Genomic DNA, 22,665 nt, shown 5'->3' with positions numbered 1-22,665 from the left:
GCGGACGTTTGGGCTATGCTATGCGGATCTGAAACACCACATCTAAAGCTACGTTTGTAGCTGTATTGAAAACAGGACCACTGGCTGCCATGCAAGAGCAATACCGCCCGGAAGAGATAGAATCCAAAGTACAGCTTCACTGGGATGAGAAGCGCACATTTGAAGTTACCGAAGACGAGAGCAAAGAGAAGTATTACTGCCTGTCTATGCTTCCCTATCCTTCTGGTCGACTACACATGGGCCACGTACGTAACTACACCATCGGTGACGTGATCGCCCGCTATCAGCGCATGCTGGGCAAAAACGTCCTGCAACCCATTGGCTGGGATGCGTTCGGTCTGCCTGCTGAAGGCGCAGCGGTGAAAAACAACACCGCGCCTGCTCCGTGGACGTACGACAACATCGCTTACATGAAGAACCAGCTCAAAATGCTGGGCTTCGGCTATGACTGGAGCCGTGAGTTGGCGACCTGCACCCCGGAATATTACCGTTGGGAGCAAAAGTTCTTCACTGAACTGTACAAAAAAGGTCTGGTGTACAAGAAAACCTCTGCGGTTAACTGGTGCCCTAATGACCAGACAGTACTGGCGAACGAACAGGTTATCGACGGCTGCTGCTGGCGCTGTGATACCAAAGTTGAGCGGAAAGAGATCCCGCAGTGGTTTATCAAAATCACCGCATACGCTGACGAACTGCTGCGTGACCTGGATCGCCTGGATCACTGGCCTGACACCGTAAAAACGATGCAGCGCAACTGGATTGGCCGCTCTGAAGGCGTGGAAATCACCTTTGATGTCAACGGCTATGACAACACGCTGACCGTGTACACCACCCGCCCTGACACCTTTATGGGGGCCACTTACCTGGCGGTTGCCGCAGGTCACCCGCTGGCGCAGAGAGCCGCGGCGAATAACCCAGAGCTGGCTGCATTCATCGACGAATGCCGCAACACCAAGGTTGCCGAAGCTGAAATGGCGACCATGGAGAAGAAAGGCGTCGACACTGGCTTTAAAGCGATTCATCCGCTGACCGGTGAAGAGATCCCTGTTTGGGCTGCAAACTTCGTGCTGATGGAATACGGTACAGGTGCCGTGATGGCCGTGCCGGGTCACGATCAGCGCGACTACGAGTTCGCCACCAAATATGGCCTGAGCATCAAGCCAGTTATCCTGGAAGCGGACGGTTCAGAACCGGATCTGTCTGAGAAGGCACTGACCGAGAAAGGCGTGCTGTTTAACTCTGGTGAGTTTAACGGTCTCGATTTCGAAGCGGCTTTCAACGCCATTGCCGACAAACTGGTCGAAAAAGGTGTGGGTGAGCGTAAAGTTAACTACCGTCTGCGTGACTGGGGCGTTTCCCGTCAGCGTTACTGGGGCGCACCAATCCCAATGGTCACGCTGGAAGATGGCACCGTGTTGCCAACCCCAGAAGAAAATCTGCCGGTTATTCTGCCGGAAGATGTCGTCATGGACGGTATCACCAGCCCGATTAAAGCCGACCCAGAGTGGGCAAAAACCACCGTTAACGGCATGCCTGCCCTGCGTGAAACCGACACCTTTGATACCTTTATGGAATCATCCTGGTACTATGCGCGTTATACCTGCCCGCAGTATCAGGAGGGCATGCTGGACTCTAAGGCTGCCAACTACTGGCTGCCGGTGGATATCTACATTGGCGGTATCGAACACGCCATCATGCACCTGCTCTATTTCCGTTTCTTCCATAAGCTGATGCGTGACGCGGGCATGGTAAACTCTGACGAACCAGCTAAACAGCTGCTGTGTCAGGGCATGGTGCTGGCGGATGCCTTCTACTACGTCGGTGCCAACGGCGAGCGTAACTGGGTTTCTCCGGTTGATGCTATCGTTGAGCGCGATGAAAAAGGCCGTATCGTGAAGGCGCAGGACGCCGAAGGTCATGAACTGGTCTATACCGGCATGAGCAAGATGTCCAAGTCAAAAAACAACGGTATCGACCCGCAGGTGATGGTTGAGCGTTACGGCGCAGACACCGTGCGTCTGTTCATGATGTTCGCCTCTCCGGCTGATATGACGCTTGAATGGCAGGAATCCGGTGTTGAAGGAGCTAACCGCTTCCTGAAACGTGTCTGGAAACTGGTTTACGAACACACCAGCAAAGGTGATGTTGCGGCCCTGAACGTTGACGCATTGAGCGACGATCAGAAAACGCTACGTCGCGATGTTCACAAAACTATTGCGAAAGTGACCGATGATATCGGCCGTCGTCAGACCTTTAACACCGCGATTGCGGCAGTTATGGAACTGATGAACAAGCTGGCGAAAGCACCGCAGGAAGACGAGCAGGACAGAGCCCTGATGCAGGAAGCGTTGCTGGCCGTTGTGCGTATGCTCAACCCGTTCACCCCGCACGTATGCTTCACCTTGTGGCAGGCGCTGAAGGGCGAAGGCGATATCGACAACGCACCGTGGCCGGTTGCTGACGACAGCGCAATGGTCGAAGACTCAACGCTGGTTGTGGTGCAGGTGAACGGTAAAGTACGTGGCAAAATCACCGTTCCGGTCAACGCCACCGAAGAGCAAGTTCGTGAGCGTGCTGGCCAGGAGCATCTGGTGGCAAAATATCTTGATGGCGTTACCGTACGTAAAGTGATTTATGTACCGGGTAAACTCCTCAATCTGGTCGTTGGCTAAGCGCGGGAGGAAGCGTGCGACATCTGACAACACTGTTGTTATCCCTGGTGGTGCTGGTCACCGCTGGGTGTGGATGGCATCTGCGCAGCACTACGCAGGTACCGCCCACAATGAAAACTATGATCCTGAACTCTGGCGATCCGAACGGCCCGTTAAGCCGCGCGGTACGCAACCAGTTACGTCTGAACGACATCGAACTGCTCGAAAGCGGTTCAATGCGTAAAGACGTTCCGTCCCTGCGTCTGGGCGCAGTCAGCATTTCTCAGGATACGGCGTCTGTATTCCAGAATGGTCAAACGGCTGAATACCAGATGGTGATGTCGGTCAGTGCCACCGTCCTGATTCCAGGTCATGACATTTACCCAATCAACGCCAAGGTCTATCGTTCGTTCTTTGACAACTCACAGGCTGCACTGGCGAAGGATAACGAGCAGGAAATGATCATCAAAGAGATGTATGACAAAGCGGCCGAACAGCTGATTCGTAAGCTGCCAAGCGTACACATTGCCGATACTCAGTCATCCAGTGATGACGTACAGCCTGCTGAGAAAGATACAGCTGCGCCAACGTCTTCTCCGGCGCGTGTTTCCACCACGCTGGGTAACTGATGCTCAAGTTGTACCCTGAACAACTCCGCGCACAGCTCAAAGAAGGGCTGCGCGCGGCGTACTTATTACTGGGCAACGATCCCCTCTTGTTGCAGGAAAGCCAGGACGCCGTCCGTCTGGCAGCCGCTGCGCAAGGGTTCGAAGAACACCACACGTTCACCCTCGACACCAGCACTGACTGGGGGGCTATTTTTTCCCTCTGCCAGGCCATGAGCCTGTTTGCCAGCCGGCAGACATTACTTCTACAACTGCCTGAAAACGGCCCTAATGCCGCCATTAACGAACAACTCGCCACGCTGGTTACCCTGCTGCATGACGATCTGCTGCTGATTGTTCGCGGCAACAAGCTGACCAAAGCACAGGAAAACGCCGCGTGGTATACCAGTCTGGCGAGCCATGCTGTTCAGGTGAGCTGCCAGACGCCAGAGCAGGCGCAGCTCCCTCGCTGGGTTGCCGCCAGAGCGAAACAAAGCAACCTGCAACTGGACGAAGCCGCCAATCAGCTATTATGTTATTGCTATGAAGGTAACCTGTTAGCCCTGGCGCAGGCGCTGGAGCGGTTATCATTGCTGTGGCCTGATGGAAAACTCACGTTGCCTCGTGTGGAGCAAGCGGTTAACGATGCGGCGCACTTTACCCCCTTCCATTGGGTCGATGCGCTGTTGATGGGCAAAAGTAAACGCGCGCTACATATCCTGCAGCAACTGCGCCTTGAAGGCAGTGAGCCGGTTATTCTGCTGCGCACTGTACAGCGTGAATTACTGTTACTGGTCAACCTGAAAAGGCAATCAGCCCACACACCATTACGCGCCTTGTTTGATAAGCATCGGGTATGGCAAAACCGCCGCGGCATGATGGGTGATGCGCTAAACCGGCTGTCATCTGAGCAATTACGCCAGGCGGTACAGTTGTTAACGCGCACGGAAATTACGCTTAAACAAGATTATGGTCAGTCAGTATGGGCCGAGCTTGAGGGACTTTCTCTTCTGCTCTGCCATAAATCACTGGCAGATGTTTTTATTGATGGTTGATATGAAATCATTACAGGCTTTGTTCGGTGGCACCTTTGATCCGGTGCATTATGGTCATCTTAAACCCGTGGAAATTCTGGCTAATCTGATTGGCCTGTCACGGGTGATTATCATGCCTAATAATGTGCCGCCGCATCGTGCGCAACCCGAAGCCTCCAGCGCACAGCGTAAACAGATGCTTGAGCTGGCAATTGCTGACAAGCCTTTGTTTATCCTGGATGAACGTGAGCTAAAACGAGATACGGCTTCTTACACCGCCCAAACTCTCAAGGAGTGGCGCGAGGAACAAGGGCCACTCGCGCCGCTGGCGTTTATTATTGGTCAGGACTCACTGCTCACCTTTCCTTCCTGGCACGATTCCGACACCATTCTGGACAATACCCATCTCATCGTCTGCCGACGACCGGGGTATCCGCTGGAGATGGCGCAGGCGCAGCACCAGCAGTGGCTCGAACGTCATCTGACTCATTCGCCAGATGACCTGCACCAGCTTCCTGCCGGGAAAATTTACCTGGCAGAAACCCCCTGGTTCAATATCTCCGCTACCCTTATCCGCGAACGACTGGAACACGGTGAGCCGTGTGACGATTTAATGCCGGACTCCGTGCTGGACTATATCAATCAACAAGGGTTGTACCGCTAAGCGCGTAGCGTAATGCCACCAGCAGGCGGTTGTTCTCTTCAGCGCCACGGACAGCCACCCGGTAGTAACGCGCATCCAGCCCCGGATAGTTAGCGCAACTGCGGATCAACACATGCTGTTCCAGCAATGATTTTTGCAAATCTAAACCCGGTCTTTCGCAGCGTAACAGGCGATAATTTGCCCGTCCGGGATACACCGTCAGGCCAGGCAGATTTTGCAGTTGTTGATCGAATCGGTTCCCCTCATGCGCCAGCCATTCCCATGTCGCCTGCTGATAGACTCTATCGTGGAGAATCATTTCGCCCGCCAGTGCGGCAAAGGCATTGATTGACCAGGGCATTTGCCGGCTGCGCAGGTGTGCTACCGCCTGCTCGTTGCTGTTAACCAGATATCCCAGGCGCAGGCCGGGTATCGCATAAAATTTGGTGAGTGAACGCAAAACCCAGATGTGCGGATTCTCTTGCAACAGCGGAATAAACCCCTGTTCCCCGGTGATAAAATCGATAAACGCTTCATCGAGGATCAATGCGATCCCGAGCTGTTTACAACGCCGTGCTATCTCCTGCAACAGGTGATGTTCGGGCAACAGCCCGGTGGGATTGTTAGGTGTACACAGGAACAGGCAATCCAGCTCCGGGGTGAGTACATCGAGAATCTCTCCGGTCAGCTGCCAACCGTCCTCTTCGCGCAGCGCAAACTCGTGTATTGCGCATTCGCCCCATTGCAGTGCCCGGCGATATTCCGCAAATCCGGGAATGACGATCATCGCATGACGCGGCTTAAGACCATCAACCAACGTAAAAATCGACTCCGTCTCCCCGTTACCGGCGAGGATCCACGACGCAGGAATATGATGGTGCTCCGCCAGCGTGGCATGCAAGTGGGCGTAATCCACGTCCGGATAGCACTCTGCACGGTCCAAATTGTCGATTAGTGCGCGTTTTAAGCTTGCTGGCATACCCAGCGGGTTAATATTCGCGCTAAAATCCAGCAATTGCTCAGGCGGGATACCCAACAATGCGGCGGCTTCCCGGGTGTTACCGCCATGCGCGCTCTTCAATAAAGACATCGTGCCGCTCCAGTTTAAAAAGGGTATTTTATTGAAAAATCTCTGCGCAATCAGGGCAAACATCATGTTTTATGCGAATAGCCTCACGAGGGAAAAATGAGACTCTGGTTAGTACGTCATGGAGAAACCGACGCCAACGTTGCCGGGCTATACAGCGGTCATGCTCCTACATCGCTCACTCAGCGGGGAATAACCCAAGCTGAAACACTGGCCGCACTGTTACACAACGTTCCTTTCGACCACGTCCTCTGCAGCGAGCTTGAACGCGCGCGCCATACCTCGCAGTTGGTCTTAGCGGGGCGCGGCGTTCCACTGCGGATCATGCCCGAGCTTAATGAAATGTTCTTTGGCGACTGGGAAATGCGCCACCATCGCGATCTGGCGCGTGAGGACGCAGAAAACTATGCGCTGTGGTGTAACGACTGGCAGAATGCGACCCCCACCAACGGCGAAGGTTTTCAGGCATTTTCACAGCGAGTTGAGCGCTTCATTGCCCAACTTGCTGATTATAAAAATTCGCAGAACCTTCTGGTGGTCAGCCATCAGGGCGTACTCAGCGTGCTGATCGCCCGGCTCATGTCAATGCCCGCGGCATCAATGTGGCATTTCCGCGTTGAACAAGGGTGCTGGAGCGCAATTGATTTTTGCGACGATTTTGCGGTGCTGAAAGTGTTAAACAGCCGGGCCATATGGCGCGAGGGGGAGTGAATACGCGGTTTTTTCTGTCGAAGGGGCTCGCGCCCATTGACACCCCATGACAGGCTGCTATTCTCCGCAGCCTGACTTTTCCCGCCTTTCAGAGCTTTGCAGAAATTGTTTTACAAAAATGGCGATGCATTCTGTTGCGTGGGGTGGGATGATAGCGCACCTCAAAAGCGCTTTCGGAGACATTTGTCCCGATATCGCCTCTGGTTCAGGTATACTAACAAGCCTTTTTAACTCTTTTCACCCAGGGGGAACACTTGCAGGGTAAAGCACTTCAGGATTTTGTAATCGACAAAATTGATGACCTTAAAGGTCAAGACATCATCGCCTTAGACGTTCAGGGCAAATCCAGCATCACTGACTGCATGATTATCTGCACCGGCACATCCAGCCGCCATGTCATGTCTATCGCTGACCACGTTGTTCAGGAATCTCGCGCCGCTGGCCTGCTGCCGCTTGGCGTTGAAGGTGAGAACGTGGCCGACTGGATCGTCGTTGATCTCGGCGAGGTGATTGTCCACGTTTTACAGGAAGAAAGCCGTCGCCTGTATGAACTGGAAAAACTCTGGAGTTAATGCGTGAAGCTGCAACTTGTCGCTGTGGGTACGAAAATGCCTGACTGGGTGCAAACCGGTTTTACGGAGTATCTCCGTCGGTTTCCAAAAGACATGCCTTTTGAGCTTATCGAGATCCCGGCAGGAAAACGCGGCAAGAACGCGGATATTAAACGCATACTCGATAAAGAGGGTGAACAGATGCTGGCTGCCGCTGGCAAAAATCGCATCGTCACCCTTGATATCCCAGGAAAACCCTGGGACACGCCGCAACTGGCAACCGAGCTGGAACGCTGGAAACTGGATGGTCGTGACGTCAGTCTGCTGATTGGCGGACCGGAAGGATTGTCTCCAGCCTGTAAGGCTGCCGCGGAGCAAAGCTGGTCACTCTCTGCATTAACCCTTCCCCACCCTCTTGTTCGGGTTCTGGTGGCAGAGAGTCTGTACAGAGCGTGGAGCATTACCACCAACCACCCTTATCACCGTGAGTGATCATTGAGTCTTGAGTAGATTAAGCAGCGGATGAAACTACAGAATTCTTTTCGCGACTATACGGCTGAGTCCGCGCTGTTTGTGCGTCGGGCGCTGGTTGCTTTTTTGGGGATTTTGCTGCTCACTGGCGTGCTGATCGCCAACCTGTATAACCTGCAAATCGTTCGTTTCACCGATTATCAGACCCGTTCAAACGAAAACCGCATCAAACTGGTGCCGATCGCCCCCAGTCGCGGCATCATTTATGACCGTAACGGCATCCCCCTGGCCCTCAACCGCACCATTTACCAGATAGAAATGATGCCTGAGAAGGTCGATAACGTTCAGCAAACGCTGGATGCGCTGCGGGAAGTGGTTGATCTCAATGACGACGATATTGCCGCCTTTAAAAAAGAACGCGCACGTTCCCACCGCTTTACGTCCATTCCGGTGAAAACCAATCTGACGGAAGTGCAGGTTGCACGCTTTGCCGTCAATCAATATCGTTTTCCCGGTGTGGAAGTCAAAGGCTATAAGCGCCGTTACTATCCCTACGGCTCTGCGCTAACTCACGTCATTGGTTACGTCTCAAAAATTAACGATAAAGACGTTGAACGCCTGGACAAAGACGGCAAGCTCGCCAACTACGCCGCTACCCACGATATCGGCAAGCTGGGTATTGAACGTTATTACGAAGACGTTCTGCATGGTCAGACCGGTTACGAAGAAGTTGAAGTCAACAACCGTGGTCGCGTGATTCGCCAATTGAAAGAAGTGGCGCCTCAGGCCGGGCACGATATCTATTTAACGCTGGATTTAAAGCTCCAGCAGTATATTGAAACCCTGCTGGCCGGCAGTCGTGCCGCCGTGGTGGTCACTGACCCGCGTACCGGCGGCGTGCTGGCGCTGGTTTCTATGCCCAGCTACGATCCCAACCTGTTTGTGGACGGTATCTCCAGCAAAGATTATGCAGGGTTACTCAATGACCCCAATACCCCACTGGTTAACCGCGCGACGCAAGGTGTTTACCCCCCGGCATCGACCGTTAAACCTTATGTGGCGGTATCCGCGTTAAGCGCGGGCGTGATTACCCGGAATACCGGGCTGTTCGATCCAGGCTGGTGGCAGTTGCCCGGCTCAGAAAAACGTTACCGCGACTGGAAAAAGTGGGGGCATGGTCATCTGAACATCACCCGCTCACTGGAGGAATCTGCGGATACGTTTTTCTACCAAATCGCCTATGATATGGGGATAGACCGTCTTTCAGAGTGGATGAGTAAATTCGGCTATGGCCATTATACGGGGATTGATCTGGCCGAAGAGCGAGCCGGTAATATGCCAACGCGTGAATGGAAGCAAAAACGGTTTAAAAAGCCATGGTACCAGGGTGATACTATTCCGGTGGGCATCGGTCAGGGGTACTGGACAGCAACCCCTATTCAGATGAGCAAATCGCTGATGATTCTTATCAACGACGGCGTGGTAAAAGTCCCGCATCTGCTGATGAGCACCACGGAAAACGGCAAGCAGGTGCCATGGGTTCAGCCGCATGAGCCGCCGGTGGGTGACATTCATTCCGGTTACTGGGAAATTGCCAAAGACGGTATGTACGGTGTTGCAAACCGTCCTAACGGTACCGCGCATAAATATTTTGCCGGTGCACCGTATAAAATTGCGGCAAAATCCGGTACCGCTCAGGTCTTCGGTCTGAAAGCCAATGAAACCTATAATGCGCATAAAATTGCCGAACGTTTACGCGACCATAAGCTGATGATCGCATTTGCGCCCTACGATAAACCCGAGGTCTCTGTCGCGATTATTCTCGAAAACGGCGGGGCCGGTGCGCCTGTAGGTACCATCATGCGCCAGATCCTTGACCATATTATGTTGGGCGACAACAACACCAATCTGCCTGCGGAAAACCCGGTGGCTGCCGCAGCTGAGGACCAATAATCGTGACGGATAATCCGAACAAAAAAACGTTCTGGGATAAAATTCACATCGATCCCACGATGTTGCTTATTTTGCTGGCACTGCTGGTTTACAGCTCGCTGGTTATCTGGAGTGCCAGCGGCCAGGATATTGGCATGATGGAGCGTAAGGTCGGCCAAATAGCCATGGGTCTGGTCATCATGGTGGTGATGGCGCAGATCCCTCCCAGGGTCTACGAAGGCTGGGCCCCCTATCTCTATATTGTCTGTATTATTCTGCTGGTAGCGGTAGATGCCTTTGGGGCCATTTCTAAAGGCGCACAGCGCTGGCTGGACCTCGGCATTGTGCGTTTTCAGCCGTCTGAAATTGCTAAAATTGCAGTCCCGCTGATGGTAGCACGCTTTATCAACCGTGATGTCTGTCCGCCGTCGCTGAAGAATACCGCTATCGCGCTGGTGTTGATTTTCATGCCGACGCTGCTGGTCGCCGCGCAACCTGACCTCGGGACCTCTATCCTTGTTGCCCTTTCCGGCCTGTTTGTGCTTTTCCTGTCGGGCTTAAGCTGGCGCTTAATCGGCGTGGCTGTGGTTCTGGTAGCCGCGTTTATCCCGATACTGTGGTTCTTCTTGATGCATGATTACCAGCGTCAGCGCGTGATGATGCTTCTCGACCCTGAAACCGACCCACTGGGCGCGGGATATCACATTATTCAGTCTAAAATTGCTATTGGTTCCGGCGGTCTGAGCGGCAAAGGCTGGCTGCACGGTACGCAGTCACAGCTTGAATTTTTACCTGAACGCCACACCGACTTTATCTTTGCGGTGTTAGCCGAAGAGCTTGGGCTCGTGGGGATCTTAATTCTGCTGGCGCTGTACATTTTGCTGATTATGCGCGGGCTATGGATTGCCGCCCACGCGCAAACCACCTTTGGTCGCGTCATGGCCGGGGGTTTAATGTTGATATTATTCGTTTATGTCTTCGTAAATATTGGTATGGTGAGCGGTATTCTGCCCGTAGTAGGGGTTCCACTCCCGCTGGTCAGTTACGGAGGCTCTGCACTGATCGTGCTGATGGCCGGGTTCGGGATTGTGATGTCGATCCACACCCATAGAAAAATGTTGTCGAAAAGCGTGTAAGGGGTACGCAATGCGTAAGCAGTGGCTTGGAATCTGCATCGCAGCAGGAATGCTCGCGGCGTGTTCGAATGATGATGGTCAGCAACAAGGTGCTGTCGCGCCGCAGCCAGCGGTGTGTAATGGTCCTATTGTTGAAATCAGCGGAGCCGATCCGCGTTTTGAACCCCTGAACCCAACGGCTAATCAGGATTACCAGCGTGATGGTAAAAGCTATAAAATAGTTCAGGACCCTTCTCGCTTTAGCCAGGCCGGATTGGCCGCAATCTATGATGCGGAACCCGGCAGCAATTTAACCGCATCAGGTGAGGCATTTGATCCGATGCAGCTCACCGCTGCGCATCCGACATTACCGGTTCCCAGCTACGCCAGAATTACCAACCTGGCAAACGGCAGGATGATCGTCGTACGGATTAACGATCGTGGTCCTTATGGCAACGATCGCGTGATTTCACTTTCACGTGCCGCGGCCGATCGTCTGAACACCTCGAACAACACCAAAGTGCGCATTGATCCGATCATCGTTGCACAGGATGGTTCGTTGTCAGGCCCCGGTATGGCGTGTACGACGGTCGCAAAACAGACTTACGCCCTGCCGTCTCGTCCTGATTTAAGCGGGGGTAACACTATGCCTTCCGCGCCGGACTCAGGTCAGCCGCAAGGCGATATTCGTCCTATCAGTAATTCAACGCTGAAAAGCGATGACGCTACCGGTGCGCCAGTTAACAGCAATGGTTTCCTCGGGGCGCCAACTACGCTCGCGGCAGGCGTGCTCGAAGGTAGCGAACCCACACCGGCTCCACAGCCCGTAACAACAGCGCCTGCAACAGTGTCAGCACCGGTATCTGCTCCGGCCGCTGCTACACCCGCTGCTGCAACCAATGGCCGTTATGTCGTTCAGGTGGGTGCCGTCAGCGAGCAGGCTCGTGCGCAACAGTACCAAAAACGACTGAGCCAGCAGTTTGGCGTGCCGGGCCGCGTGGTACAAAACGGTGCCGTATGGCGTATCCAGATGGGGCCGTTCGCCAGCAAAGCAGAAGCCAGTACATTGCAGCAGCGCCTGCAATCCGAAGCGCAATTACAGTCCTTCATCACCGGCGTGTAGTAACGTAAAGCAGGCACCCGATTTGTCAATTTCTGTCAATGACATTAACAAAGTCATGTGGAAAGTCGGATGCCTGTAAGTTACGCATTTGCTATAGTAGGGCACTTTTTTTACTTTCATCACGGACGTCGTAGTTCAGACCATGAAGACCACTTTTTCCGCTCGTTTCGTGCAGCGCATGGCGCTCACCGCGGCTCTCTGCGCAGCCTCTCTCTCTGCTGCCCATGCCGATGACCTGAATATTAAAACCATGATCCCGGGCGTTCCGCAGATCGACGCGGAGTCCTATATCCTGATTGATTACAATTCAGGCAAGGTTCTGGCCGAACAGAATGCGGACACTCGCCGCGACCCCGCCAGCCTGACCAAAATGATGACCAGCTATGTCATCGGTCAGGCCATGAAAGCCGGGAAATTTAAAGAAACCGATCTGGTCACCGTGGGCAATGACGCGTGGGCTACCGGTAACCCGGTGTTTAAAGGTTCATCGCTGATGTTCCTGAAACCGGGAATGCAGGTTCCCGTTTCACAATTGATCCGTGGTATTAACCTGCAATCCGGCAACGACGCTTGCGTGGCAATGGCTGACTTTGCTGCCGGTAGTCAGGATGCTTTCGTCGGCCTGATGAACAGCTATGTTAATGCGCTGGGACTGAAAAACACCCACTTCCAGACCGTCCACGGTCTGGATGCTGAAGGTCAGTACAGCTCAGCACGTGACATGGCGTTGATTGGTCAGGCGCTGATTCGCGACGTGCCTAACGAATACTCTATCTACCGAGAAAAAGAGTTCACTTTCAACGGCATTCGTCAGTTAAACCGTAACGGCCTGCTGTGGGATAACAGCCTGAATGTTGACGGGATTAAAACCGGTCACACCGATAAAGCGGGCTATAACCTGGTGGCATCCGCAACCGAAGGTCAGATGCGTCTGATCTCTGCCGTCATGGGCGGTCGTACCTATAAAGGTCGTGAAACCGAAAGCAAAAAGCTGCTGACCTGGGGCTTCCGTTTCTTTGAAACCGTGAACCCACTGAAGGTCGGCAAAGAATTTGCCTCTGAACCGGCCTGGTTTGGTAATACCGATCGTGCCTCGTTAGGTGTTGATAAAGATGTCTACCTGACCATTCCGCGCGGCCGTATGAAAGATCTGAAAGCGAGCTATGTGCTGAACACCACTGAACTGCACGCGCCGCTGCAGAAAAACCAGGTTGTCGGCACCATCAATTTCCAGCTTGATGGCAAAACCATTGAACAGCGCCCGCTGGTGGTCCTGCAGGAAATCCCTGAAGGCAACTTCTTTGGTAAAATCATTGATTACATTAAATTAATGTTTCATCACTGGTTTGGCTAAAAATTGAGCACTTGAAAGTGTGATTTACGTCCCCATATACTAGGTATCCAGATAACTCCCACTCAGCGTGGGAGTTATTATTTTTTGATGTAACGCCGGAGCTGACATGAAAACCAAACTTAACGAACTGCTTGAATTCCCTACTCCATTTACTTACAAAGTAATGGGGCAGGCGTTGCCGGAGTTGGTTGATCAGGTGGTTGAAGTGGTACAGCGCCATGCGCCAGGTGATTACTCTCCAACAGTAAAACCGAGCAGCAAAGGCAACTACCACTCGGTCTCTATCACCATCACTGCTACGCACATTGAGCAGGTTGAAACCCTGTACGAAGAATTAGGCAACATCGACATCGTACGTATGGTGCTGTAACAGCCTGTCGGTTACCCGTTGCATTCTGCTCGGGTAACCTCTCTCTCCTTCCCCTGTGATATACTTTCCCCTCTTTATATTCTCTACTCGATGTGAGTATCTACGGAGATACCGTTTTGTATCAGGATAAAATTCTTGTCCGCCAGCTCGGTCTTCAGCCTTACGAGCCCGTCTCTCAGGCCATGCACGAATTCACCGATACCCGCGATGAAAACAGTCATGATGAAATCTGGCTGGTAGAGCATTATCCGGTATTTACCCAGGGACAGGCAGGCAAAGCAGAACACGTCCTGGTACCGGGTGATATCCCTGTTATTCAGAGCGATCGTGGTGGTCAGGTGACGTATCACGGCCCTGGCCAGCAGGTAATGTACGTCCTGTTGAATCTCAAACGCCGTAAACTGGGCGTTCGCGAGCTGGTCACGCTGCTGGAGCAAACGGTGGTAAACACGCTTGCTGAAATGGGTATCGATGCACACCCGCGGGCCGATGCGCCAGGCGTTTACGTCGGTGAAAAGAAAATCTGTTCGTTGGGGTTACGGATTCGTAGAGGATGTTCATTCCATGGCTTAGCGCTTAACGTGGATATGGATTTGTCGCCTTTCCTGCGCATCAACCCTTGCGGCTACGCCGGAATGGAGATGGCGAAAGTTTCACAGTGGGACAGTCATGCCACCACCGAAAGCGTTCGCCCTCGTTTACTGGCAAACATATTAGCGCTGCTCGGCAACCCACCGCATGAGTACGTCGCAGACTGAAAAACGGGGCAGATGTTGCCGCAGCAAATGTTGTGGCAAATGGCACAAAACAACAACTATTTTACATTTTGCCAGCCTGTCAGGCTGCTTTCTGGCCCGTTTCAATGATATACTGCGTATCACTAATTCAAAAATAGTTGATAAATACAACATTCCCTTGAATTGAAACGCTTTCCTTCGTTATTCGCAACTGGAACACGCAAGCTATGAGTAAACCCATTGTGATGGAACGCGGTGTTAAATACCGCGATGCCGATAAGATGGCTCTTATCCCGGTAAAAAATGTGGCAACAGAGCGCGAAGCCCTGCTGCGTAAACCGGAATGGATGAAAATAAAACTGCCAGCGGACTCCACTCGCATCCAGGGTATCAAAGCAGCAATGCGCAAAAATGGCCTGCACTCTGTCTGCGAAGAAGCGTCCTGCCCTAACCTGGCGGAATGTTTCAATCACGGCACCGCAACCTTTATGATCCTCGGCGCGATTTGTACCCGCCGCTGCCCATTCTGTGACGTTGCCCATGGACGTCCGGTTGCTCCGGATGCCAACGAACCGTTAAAACTGGCTCAAACCATTGCAGACATGGCGCTGCGCTATGTCGTCATCACCTCCGTCGATCGCGACGATCTGCGCGATGGCGGTGCTCAGCACTTTGCGGACTGCATCACGGCTATCCGTGAGAAAAGCCCGTCGATTAAAATCGAAACGCTGGTACCTGACTTCCGTGGTCGTATGGATCGCGCGCTGGATATCCTCACCGCGACGCCGCCAGACGTGTTTAACCACAACCTTGAAAACGTACCGCGTATTTACCGCAATGTACGTCCGGGTGCAGATTACAACTGGTCGCTGAAGCTTCTGGAGCGTTTCAAGGAAGCCCATCCGGAGATCCCAACCAAATCAGGTCTGATGGTGGGTCTGGGCGAAACCAACGCAGAAATCATTGAGGTCATGCGTGACCTGCGTCGTCATGGCGTCACCATGCTGACGCTGGGGCAGTATTTACAGCCAAGCCGTCACCATCTGCCGGTTCAGCGCTATGTTAGCCCGGATGAGTTCGATGAAATGAAAGCGGAAGCTATGGCAATGGGCTTTACCCATGCAGCTTGCGGTCCATTTGTACGTTCTTCATATCATGCAGACATGCAGGCAAAAGGGCTGGAAGTGAAGTGATCGCGTAATACTCACTTACATTTCAGCAATAAAAAAACCGGCAAATTGCCGGTTTTTTTCATGCAGAGTTTGCAGTATGAGCATCATGCTCCTGGCATCACTCTTTATGAGAAAGCTTCTCAGCCTGAACGCTACCATCAGCATCTTTCTTCGCATCGGCATTTTCATCGTTCATCGCTTTCTTGAAGCCTTTAATTGCCGTTCCCAGGTCTCCACCCAGAGTACGTAACTTCTTGGTACCAAACAGCAGAACGACCAGTGCGGCAACCACCAGCAGTTTGGTAATACTAATCTCACCCATAGATACCTTCTTCACTTAAACCAGGCTGCATAAAGCGCCATATTAACCTGAGAATTTTAACGGCCTTTCGACGCGGGCACACAATAGCAATCTGTAACAAGGTGAATCAAGTCTTGTTTAAAAAAACGTCATAATAATTGCGGTGGCGCAAAGCGTCGGTTGCGTAACACCGGAAGTTGCGCCCTGACCTGTCGCACTCGCTCGGCAGAAACCTCAGTAACAATCAGCGCGGGTGTTTCTGCGGCAGCGGCAATCGTCACGCCAAACGGATCGATTATCCGGCTTTGACCAATATTCTTATTGCCACACTCACCGGCAGCAATCAGATAGCAGGTCGCATCCAACGCTCTGGCCGCCAGCAGCGTAGCCCAGTGATGTTCTTTTAGTGCGCCGCGTACCCAGGCCGCAGGGAGTACCAGAATATCGGCCCCCTGCAAAGCATGTGCTAATGCCAGCTCAGGGAAGCGTAAATCGTAACAGGTCATCAAACCTACTTTAAGACCTTCCACGTCCAACAGCGGCGGTACGACATCGCCTGCATCAACATTACGCGACTCCTGAATCGAAAAAGCATCATAGAGATGTAATTTGGCGTAATGAGCCACAACCTGGCCTCTTCGTAGCGCCACCAGCATGTTAAACGCCCGTCCCGGCAGCGAGGGGACATGAATCGTCAGGATCGTTGTCATCTCATTCTGCACGCTTTCTCGCAGTAATCGCGTCAGAAATCCCCCTTCCAGCCATTGAGCAGACTTCACTGACAGGTCAGGGTCAAGATCGTCACGGGCCAGCAACGCTTCGGGTAAGACCAACAATGAGACGCCCTCACCTGCGGCCTGGGACATCAATGATACGCACGTTTCGGCATTTTTCTCCCATGAGGGACCCACGGCGAATTGCCCTGCAGCAACGAACATACTCCCTCCTGAAAAAACGGTTAGGCTCGCCAATAATGATTATTCAGCGTTACACTCACACTATATACAATCAAATAGCAGGATTATGCAGTGTCACAACTCCTTTTAGCGGTTTTTATTGGCGGTGGTACAGGTAGCGTAGCCAGATGGCTGTTGAGTATGCGATTTAACCCCCTTCATCAAGCGATTCCCTTCGGCACGCTGGCTGCAAACTTAATTGGGGCGTTTATCATTGGTATGGGGCTGGCGTGGTTCAATCGCATGACCCATATTGACCCTATGTGGAAGGTATTGATTACGACAGGCTTTTGCGGCGGGCTGACCACCTTCTCAACATTCTCAGCAGAGGTGGTGTTTTTACTGCAAGACGGACGTTTTGGCTGGGCAATGGTGAACGTACTGATCAATCTGTTGGGGTCTTTTGCGATGACCGCCCTGGCGTTCTGGCTGGTTTCCGCTTCTTCGGCACACTGAAGATAAAAAAAACCCGCAATTAAGCGGGTTTTGAATTCTTGCTGTCGTATGCTTACAGAGCGGTTACGTTTGCAGCAGAAGGGCCTTTGGCACCGTTAGTGATTTCGAACTCTACACGCTGACCTTCAGCCAGAGTTTTAAAACCATTGGTCTGGATTGCAGAGAAGTGTACGAACACATCTTTGCTGCCATCTTCCGGAGTAATGAAACCGAATCCTTTGGACTCATTAAACCACTTAACGTTACCTTTAATCTTAGACATCAAAATTACCTTTACATGAAAAATAGACACAAATGCTGTGTCGGGTATCAGTACAACAATTGTGGTGGACTTTGTCCAGTCGAACTTTGCCAAAAAGTGATAAATGTCGCGTTATTTTTGCAGTAACGTTTGTAACCAATTGTTTTTTAATGGTTTATACTTAGCTATATAACAATACACATCGTTCATCAAAACTGGAAACGCATCCAGGCAAAATAGACATTCCCGTTATTATACGTACCGGGTATGTAGGTCATCTGAAATGTTGCCGGACCATAACCTATCGATGCCAGTGGCAGTATCACCGGCACAGGAATGTAGTTCCAGTTATCACGCGCGGTGAAACCGGCGGTAAAGCCCAGACCAGTATGGAAGTTATCATCGGCCAGCGGGCGCCAGGTTTTTTCCCAGCCATATCCTCCGATGGGTTCCCACTTATTGTAGGAATCCTTAAAGGCCATAATATACAGCCCGTGCCAGTTGCCTTTATCATCCCAACGGGACTGACCAAATCCCGCTCCCCAGGGGCGTTCATTGTAACGATCTGTTTTATCTTTATCGTAGGCAAATCGCGCATGCCAGGTAATGGCGGGCACGTACAGGTCATAATGCTCCGGCTGCTGCCAGGTTTCGCTGACATTATCTTTGAAGGTATCAAACCAACCTTTATCTTCAGCGGTGGCCTGTGGAATAACAGCCAACTGAATAAAAACAAATGAAATAAACAGGAAATAGCGCTTCGCGAGAATCACAACGTAATTACCATTCTGGGGTTCTGCATTAATTGTAGCAAAGCCATCCTTAATGTTAACTTAACGAAAATGCTTAGGGTTAAAAATCAGAATATTCCCTTCGTATGCGCGTAGTTTATTTCCCTTATATTTCCTGAGCCTTATCTGAAACGGTCATGACTCTATTAATATCAATAAATTGTTCATTTTGCATGCAAAAGTTAAATAAATTAACAATTAGAAAACAAAACAAGATCAATTCAATGTCAAATCCCACACAACCACAGACGACTTCACACTTTTTGATTGCCGCATTCCCGGTTCATCCGCTATGTTGAAAAAATGGCTCAGCCATTGGTTTAATCCGTATTTTTATTGATTTCAATCAGCGAGGGTTATCCGTTTATTAGGCACATTCTCTCACCGTTTTATGCTTTTTTTAGTTTTTTTACTTTCTGGGCGTCAATGTGACAGGGGAAATAATGTTGACATTTATAGAACTCCTTATCGGAGTTATGGTTATTGTGGGTGTAGCGCGCTACATCATTAAAGGTTATTCCGCGACCGGCGTACTGTTTGTCGGTGGCTTGGTTTTACTGATTATCAGCGCCCTGATGGGTCATAAAGTTTTGCCCGGTAGTGCCGAAAGCACGGGCTACACAGCAACAGACATCGTTGAATACATTAAAATTTTGCTGATGAGCCGCGGTGGCGATCTCGGCATGATGATCATGATGCTGTGTGGTTTTGCCGCCTACATGACGCATATTGGTGCAAACGATATGGTGGTTAAACTGGCTTCCAAACCACTGCAATATATCAACTCACCCTATGTGTTAATGATTGCCGCCTACTTTGTCGCCTGCCTGATGTCACTGGCGGTCTCTTCAGCGACGGGGCTGGGCGTACTGCTGATGGCAACCCTCTTTCCGGTCATGGTTAACGTGGGTATCAGCCGTGGTGCTGCGGCGGCCATTTGCGCCTCACCTGCCGCAATTATTCTATCCCCCACTTCGGGTGATGTGGTTCTCGCCGCCAAAGCCGCAGAAATGCCGTTGATCGACTTCGCATTTAAAACCACGCTGCCGATTTCCATTGCCGCCATTATCGGCATGGCGATTGCCCACTTTTTCTGGCAGCGCTATCTGGACAAAAAAGAGAACGTTTCTCACGAAATGTTAGACGTGGCCGAAATCACCACCACCGCGCCATCGTTTTACGCCATCCTGCCGTTTACTCCGATTGTCGGGGTTCTCATTTTTGATGGTAAGTGGGGACCGCAACTGCACATCATTACCATTCTGGTGCTGTGCATGCTTATTGCCGCAGTGTTGGAGTTTGTCCGCGGGTTCAATACCCAGAAGGTTTTCTCAGGTCTGGAAGTGGCCTACCGCGGCATGGCTGATGCCTTTGCTAACGTGGTAATGCTGTTAGTTGCCGCCGGAGTTTTCGCCCAGGGTCTGAGCACTATCGGCTTTATTCAGAGCCTGATCTCGATCGCCACCTCGTTTGGCTCCGCAAGCATTATTCTGATGCTGGTGCTGGTTATTCTGACCATGCTGGCAGCAATGACCACCGGCTCCGGTAATGCCCCGTTCTATGCCTTCGTTGAGATGATCCCAAAACTGGCGCACTCTTCAGGCATTAACCCCGCTTACCTCTCCATCCCGATGCTGCAAGCGTCGAACCTGGGGCGTACGATCTCCCCGGTCTCTGGTGTGGTCGTTGCCGTTGCGGGTATGGCGAAGATTTCACCGTTTGAAGTGGTCAAGCGCACGTCTGTGCCGGTGATGGTCGGGCTACTGATTGTCATTATCGCCACGGAAGTGATGGTGCCCGCTACAACTGCCGTAATGGGTGGCTAACGCTACCCGCCAATAACTGAGTTGATACACAAAATCATTTCAGCTGCATCGAGGCGGCAAGTGGAGACATCCCCAGGAGCATAGATAACTATGTGACTGGGGTTTCTGCACGCAGCCAACAAAGAGGCAGCTTAAAGGATGACGTGTATTAGCCGCCGTGGTAGATACGTTGCGGTCTACCTACCTTCCCGTGGATAATCTCCGCAATAATCAAATGCCGGCTGGCACAGTACTCCAGATAACGCCTGGAGGTTGTGCGGCTGATGGTCAACGCCTGTGCAATGGTCTCCGCGGTATGGTGTACCGTCGGATCAGCGAATAATTTCAGCACCGCATTCAGCGTTAGCGCATCAATACCCGTAGGCAAATCCCCTTTTGGTTCACCCCGCGCATAAGCGTTAAACATTTCATCAATCTGCTTTTGACTGGCACTGTCGTTACCCGCCAGCATGCGTCTGCGCTGCTGATAGCGCGTTAGCGTCTGCCCCAGTCGCTCGTAGGCAATCGGTTTGACCAGATAATCAAACGCCCCGCCGCGCACCGCCTCTGACACCGTATCCATGTCACTGGCAGCCGTAGTAAACACCACGCCGCCAGGGTAGCGTGCCTGAGTCAACTCATGTAGAAGGGTAATGCCCTTACCGTCCGGTAAATAGTTATCGAGAAGAATCAGACCGGGCTTAAAACGCGCGATCATCATCCGCGCCTGCTCCAGGTTCCCCGCCAACCAGATCTGGCTGAAACCGGGTATATGGCGGATATATTCAGCATGCATCTCCGCCAGCAGCGTTTCATCCTCAACGATCAATAGCGTTAATGGTTCCGTCATCGTTTTTTTTCACTTTCGGAAGAAATAGAGAAAATAAAGTGCCGCAGGGGGTGTTATCTTCAAGCGTAATAACCCCATCACAGCGCCTCACATAACTTGCAATCAGATACAAACCGATGCCATGTTCACCTGGTTCATCGGTACGGGTGCTCACACCCTGTTCAAATATTTTTTCACGTAACGCTTCCGGTACGCCGCACCCTTGGTCGGCAACTTCAATGATGACCTCATCCCCTTCATCACTCAGAAACAGTTCAACAACCTTATTCCCTTGCTGGGTACGTAAACTGGCCTCAAATGCATTATCAAGCAGATTGCCAACAATTGCTGCAAACTCTGTGCTATCCAGCCCTTCGGGAAGTTGATGAAGTTGACTTCCGGGAACAATCGTCATTTTGAGCCCCAATTCCCGCGCACGCTGGACTTTACCAAACAGCAGACCGGCAACCTGGCGATCGGCAAAGGCACCGCGCAGGTCATCAATCAGCTGCTGCTGGGCTTGGGATTCCCCCTGCACCATCTCAAGCACGCGATCGTATTCTTTCATTTGCAGCAGGCCATTAATGGTCGACATCCAGTTCAGATGTTCATGACGCAGTGTTCTCAGGCTCTCAACATATTGTTTGATTTGTGTCAGCTGGGCATTGAGGGTGGCTATTTCATCTTTGCTACGAAAACTGATAATCGCCCCGAGTAATTCATCGCCGGAACGAATAGCCTCACGGTTGGCGATAACGCTTAGCCCGTTAAAATTCACCATCGCATCCTGACGTTGCTCCGCAATCTGCTGCGTAAAAAAGTCCGACGGATTAACGACCTCATCAATGGGTTTCCCCAACCACTGCCGCCCTGGCGACGGTAGCCCCAGCATTTTTCGCGCACTGCGATTGATAGCAGTTATGCACCCGTCCAGGTCAACGGCAATCAAGCCTTCGTATACCGAGCTAAATAACGCATCCTGTTGGCGCACCACGCGGGCAATTTGTTTGGGCTCCATTCCCAGCATCTGGCGGCGAATATGGGCGGCAAAAAACCAGGAGAGTAGCATCAGTAGCAACAGCAGCAGAAGAAACACACCCGCCATCGGCAGTAAAAAATCCGATCGCCAACTGTCGATTTTACTGATCAGATAACCTATCGAAACCACGCCAATAATCTTACCATCATCATCAAAAATGGGCGTTTTAGCGCGCATTGCCAACCCAATAGATCCCGTCCCGGTAATAAAGTAGCTTTCCCCATTTGCCAACGCACCGGGCTTGGTGAACTGCATTGGGTAGCCAATTTTTTGCGGATTCGGATGGTAGAGACGAATAGAGTTCTCATCACCGATCACCACATAATCGAAATCAGTCCCGCTCTGAAGCTTGTCGGCAATGGTCGCCAGACGCGTGTAATCGCGATGCTTCACCGCGGTGATGATACTGTCGTTAGAGGCGATGATTTTCGCCTGGTTCATTGCCATATCACGGACGTGCGTTGTCAAGTAGTCTTCAAAACTGGCGGTGAAGTATTTCGCCAGCGCGGCGATGATAAAAATGGAAACGACCAGGATCAGCAGGAAAATACGCAATGGAAACGCCAGTCTGCGGAAAAAAGAAAACCGTGTTTTATTTTTATGTTGTGACATAATTTTTCCTCAACGACGTTAACCGCAACTTATTTTTTGTATTTGTAATGAAAATGTTTTATTTACACGTCACGGCATA

General features: G+C 51.7%; 23 protein-coding genes. 16 read left to right on the top strand and 7 right to left on the bottom strand.

From position 1 onward, the window contains the following. Positions 1–89 precede the first annotated feature (89 nt). Genes leuS through nadD form a run of 4 tightly spaced genes read left to right on the top strand, consistent with a single transcriptional unit; the run spans position 90 to position 4,954 of the window. Complete coding sequence (gene leuS, locus QNN86_RS04535; protein WP_414210694.1) at positions 90–2,672, top strand: leucine--tRNA ligase; 2,583 nt, start codon at positions 90–92, stop codon at positions 2,670–2,672. 14 nt (positions 2,673–2,686) lie between these two features. Beyond that, positions 2,687–3,280, top strand: a complete 594-nt coding sequence (lptE, locus tag QNN86_RS04530; protein ID WP_181618895.1) for an LPS assembly lipoprotein LptE — start codon at positions 2,687–2,689, stop codon at positions 3,278–3,280. After that, positions 3,280–4,311, top strand: coding sequence for a DNA polymerase III subunit delta (holA, locus tag QNN86_RS04525; RefSeq protein ID WP_181618894.1), 1,032 nt, complete (start codon positions 3,280–3,282; stop codon positions 4,309–4,311). The genes lptE and holA overlap by 1 nt, the downstream gene beginning before the upstream one ends. A gap of 1 nt (position 4,312) precedes the next feature. Further along, a complete protein-coding gene (gene nadD / locus QNN86_RS04520; protein ID WP_115259978.1) occupies positions 4,313–4,954 on the top strand; it encodes a nicotinate-nucleotide adenylyltransferase in 642 nt (213 codons plus the stop codon). Here nadD and cobD read toward each other — a convergent pair. After that, positions 4,929–6,023, bottom strand: a complete 1,095-nt coding sequence (gene cobD, locus QNN86_RS04515; RefSeq protein ID WP_414210693.1) for a threonine-phosphate decarboxylase CobD — start codon at positions 6,021–6,023, stop codon at positions 4,929–4,931. The two genes, nadD and cobD, sit on opposite strands and share 26 nt — an antisense overlap. Positions 6,024–6,119: 96 nt before the next feature. Here cobD and QNN86_RS04510 point away from each other — a divergent pair, with 96 nt between their 5' ends. The 10 genes from QNN86_RS04510 to lipA all read left to right on the top strand — a co-directional run bounded on the left by QNN86_RS04510 (position 6,120) and on the right by lipA (position 15,577). Further along, positions 6,120–6,731 carry an adenosylcobalamin/alpha-ribazole phosphatase gene (locus QNN86_RS04510; protein WP_414210692.1) on the top strand — a complete coding sequence of 204 codons (612 nt, stop codon included), beginning with the start codon at positions 6,120–6,122 and terminating at the stop codon, positions 6,729–6,731. Between the two features lie 254 nt (positions 6,732–6,985). Continuing rightward, positions 6,986–7,303: a ribosome silencing factor gene (gene rsfS, locus QNN86_RS04505; RefSeq protein ID WP_096757898.1), complete on the top strand. Its 318-nt coding sequence runs from the start codon at positions 6,986–6,988 to the stop codon at positions 7,301–7,303. A 3-nt stretch (positions 7,304–7,306) separates the two neighbouring features. Next, entirely contained in the window at positions 7,307–7,774 is a 468-nt protein-coding gene (gene rlmH / locus QNN86_RS04500; protein ID WP_003022725.1) for a 23S rRNA (pseudouridine(1915)-N(3))-methyltransferase RlmH, read from the top strand. A 30-nt stretch (positions 7,775–7,804) separates the two neighbouring features. Then, positions 7,805–9,706: a peptidoglycan DD-transpeptidase MrdA gene (gene mrdA / locus QNN86_RS04495; RefSeq protein ID WP_135912397.1), complete on the top strand. Its 1,902-nt coding sequence runs from the start codon at positions 7,805–7,807 to the stop codon at positions 9,704–9,706. Between the two features lie 2 nt (positions 9,707–9,708). Then, complete coding sequence (gene mrdB, locus QNN86_RS04490; protein ID WP_181618891.1) at positions 9,709–10,821, top strand: peptidoglycan glycosyltransferase MrdB; 1,113 nt, start codon at positions 9,709–9,711, stop codon at positions 10,819–10,821. Between the two features lie 10 nt (positions 10,822–10,831). After that, positions 10,832–11,923: an endolytic peptidoglycan transglycosylase RlpA gene (rlpA, locus tag QNN86_RS04485; RefSeq protein WP_181618890.1), complete on the top strand. Its 1,092-nt coding sequence runs from the start codon at positions 10,832–10,834 to the stop codon at positions 11,921–11,923. Positions 11,924–12,065: 142 nt separating this feature from the next. After that, positions 12,066–13,277: a D-alanyl-D-alanine carboxypeptidase DacA gene (gene dacA / locus QNN86_RS04480; protein ID WP_181618889.1), complete on the top strand. Its 1,212-nt coding sequence runs from the start codon at positions 12,066–12,068 to the stop codon at positions 13,275–13,277. A gap of 106 nt (positions 13,278–13,383) precedes the next feature. Continuing rightward, positions 13,384–13,647 carry a DUF493 family protein YbeD gene (gene ybeD / locus QNN86_RS04475; RefSeq protein ID WP_003022706.1) on the top strand — a complete coding sequence of 88 codons (264 nt, stop codon included), beginning with the start codon at positions 13,384–13,386 and terminating at the stop codon, positions 13,645–13,647. 116 nt (positions 13,648–13,763) lie between these two features. Then, positions 13,764–14,405, top strand: coding sequence for a lipoyl(octanoyl) transferase LipB (lipB, locus tag QNN86_RS04470; RefSeq protein WP_181618888.1), 642 nt, complete (start codon positions 13,764–13,766; stop codon positions 14,403–14,405). Between the two features lie 206 nt (positions 14,406–14,611). Further along, on the top strand, positions 14,612–15,577 hold the full coding sequence (gene lipA / locus QNN86_RS04465; RefSeq protein WP_049269752.1) for a lipoyl synthase: 966 nt from the start codon (positions 14,612–14,614) through the stop codon (positions 15,575–15,577). Positions 15,578–15,674: 97 nt separating this feature from the next. On the opposite strand, the gene tatE is transcribed toward lipA, so the two are convergent. Further along, entirely contained in the window at positions 15,675–15,878 is a 204-nt protein-coding gene (gene tatE, locus QNN86_RS04460) for a twin-arginine translocase subunit TatE (protein ID WP_045441030.1), read from the bottom strand. Positions 15,879–16,006: 128 nt separating this feature from the next. Then, positions 16,007–16,795 (bottom strand): deaminated glutathione amidase, encoded by a 789-nt coding sequence (locus tag QNN86_RS04455; RefSeq protein ID WP_117342217.1) that lies wholly within the window; start codon positions 16,793–16,795, stop codon positions 16,007–16,009. Positions 16,796–16,885: 90 nt separating this feature from the next. Here QNN86_RS04455 and crcB point away from each other — a divergent pair, with 90 nt between their 5' ends. Continuing rightward, the gene (gene crcB, locus QNN86_RS04450; RefSeq protein WP_096757905.1) at positions 16,886–17,269 is read left to right on the top strand and encodes a fluoride efflux transporter CrcB; all 384 of its coding nucleotides are present in this window, start codon (positions 16,886–16,888) and stop codon (positions 17,267–17,269) included. 52 nt (positions 17,270–17,321) lie between these two features. Here crcB and cspE read toward each other — a convergent pair whose 3' ends face one another. Further along, positions 17,322–17,531, bottom strand: a complete 210-nt coding sequence (cspE, locus tag QNN86_RS04445) for a transcription antiterminator/RNA stability regulator CspE (RefSeq protein ID WP_000034826.1) — start codon at positions 17,529–17,531, stop codon at positions 17,322–17,324. Positions 17,532–17,719: 188 nt separating this feature from the next. Then, entirely contained in the window at positions 17,720–18,283 is a 564-nt protein-coding gene (pagP, locus tag QNN86_RS04440; protein ID WP_181618887.1) for a lipid IV(A) palmitoyltransferase PagP, read from the bottom strand. A gap of 461 nt (positions 18,284–18,744) precedes the next feature. Here pagP and dcuC point away from each other — a divergent pair, with 461 nt between their 5' ends. Next, on the top strand, positions 18,745–20,127 hold the full coding sequence (gene dcuC, locus QNN86_RS04435) for an anaerobic C4-dicarboxylate transporter DcuC (protein ID WP_137362434.1): 1,383 nt from the start codon (positions 18,745–18,747) through the stop codon (positions 20,125–20,127). A gap of 148 nt (positions 20,128–20,275) precedes the next feature. On the opposite strand, the gene dpiA is transcribed toward dcuC, so the two are convergent. Together dpiA and dpiB are read right to left on the bottom strand one after the other, a co-directional pair. Further along, positions 20,276–20,956: a two-component response regulator DpiA gene (gene dpiA / locus QNN86_RS04430; RefSeq protein ID WP_096757908.1), complete on the bottom strand. Its 681-nt coding sequence runs from the start codon at positions 20,954–20,956 to the stop codon at positions 20,276–20,278. After that, a complete protein-coding gene (gene dpiB, locus QNN86_RS04425) occupies positions 20,925–22,586 on the bottom strand; it encodes a sensor histidine kinase DpiB (protein ID WP_115259107.1) in 1,662 nt (553 codons plus the stop codon). The genes dpiA and dpiB overlap by 32 nt, the downstream gene beginning before the upstream one ends. Positions 22,587–22,665: the final 79 nt, after the last annotated feature.

The sequence above is a fragment of the Citrobacter sp. C348 genome, from assembly GCF_047467975.1.
Lineage (GTDB): Bacteria > Pseudomonadota > Gammaproteobacteria > Enterobacterales > Enterobacteriaceae > Citrobacter > Citrobacter gillenii.
The sequence above is the reverse complement of the archived record's forward strand: the minus strand, read 5'-3'. Positions and strand labels throughout refer to the sequence as shown.

What these genes read in the sequence shown, in the direction of transcription:
- leuS (WP_414210694.1), top strand. Translation starts at nt 90, where the DNA reads ATGCAAGAGCAATACCGCCCGGAAGAGATAGAATCCAAAGTACAGCTT.
- holA (WP_181618894.1), top strand. Translation starts at nt 3,280, where the DNA reads ATGCTCAAGTTGTACCCTGAACAACTCCGCGCACAGCTCAAAGAAGGG.
- nadD (WP_115259978.1), top strand. Translation starts at nt 4,313, where the DNA reads ATGAAATCATTACAGGCTTTGTTCGGTGGCACCTTTGATCCGGTGCAT.
- cobD (WP_414210693.1), bottom strand. Translation starts at nt 6,023, where the DNA reads ATGTCTTTATTGAAGAGCGCGCATGGCGGTAACACCCGGGAAGCCGCC.
- QNN86_RS04510 (WP_414210692.1), top strand. Translation starts at nt 6,120, where the DNA reads ATGAGACTCTGGTTAGTACGTCATGGAGAAACCGACGCCAACGTTGCC.
- mrdA (WP_135912397.1), top strand. Translation starts at nt 7,805, where the DNA reads ATGAAACTACAGAATTCTTTTCGCGACTATACGGCTGAGTCCGCGCTG.
- rlpA (WP_181618890.1), top strand. Translation starts at nt 10,832, where the DNA reads ATGCGTAAGCAGTGGCTTGGAATCTGCATCGCAGCAGGAATGCTCGCG.
- dacA (WP_181618889.1), top strand. Translation starts at nt 12,066, where the DNA reads ATGAAGACCACTTTTTCCGCTCGTTTCGTGCAGCGCATGGCGCTCACC.
- ybeD (WP_003022706.1), top strand. Translation starts at nt 13,384, where the DNA reads ATGAAAACCAAACTTAACGAACTGCTTGAATTCCCTACTCCATTTACT.
- lipA (WP_049269752.1), top strand. Translation starts at nt 14,612, where the DNA reads ATGAGTAAACCCATTGTGATGGAACGCGGTGTTAAATACCGCGATGCC.
- tatE (WP_045441030.1), bottom strand. Translation starts at nt 15,878, where the DNA reads ATGGGTGAGATTAGTATTACCAAACTGCTGGTGGTTGCCGCACTGGTC.
- QNN86_RS04455 (WP_117342217.1), bottom strand. Translation starts at nt 16,795, where the DNA reads ATGTTCGTTGCTGCAGGGCAATTCGCCGTGGGTCCCTCATGGGAGAAA.
- cspE (WP_000034826.1), bottom strand. Translation starts at nt 17,531, where the DNA reads ATGTCTAAGATTAAAGGTAACGTTAAGTGGTTTAATGAGTCCAAAGGA.
- dcuC (WP_137362434.1), top strand. Translation starts at nt 18,745, where the DNA reads ATGTTGACATTTATAGAACTCCTTATCGGAGTTATGGTTATTGTGGGT.
- dpiA (WP_096757908.1), bottom strand. Translation starts at nt 20,956, where the DNA reads ATGACGGAACCATTAACGCTATTGATCGTTGAGGATGAAACGCTGCTG.
- dpiB (WP_115259107.1), bottom strand. Translation starts at nt 22,586, where the DNA reads ATGTCACAACATAAAAATAAAACACGGTTTTCTTTTTTCCGCAGACTG.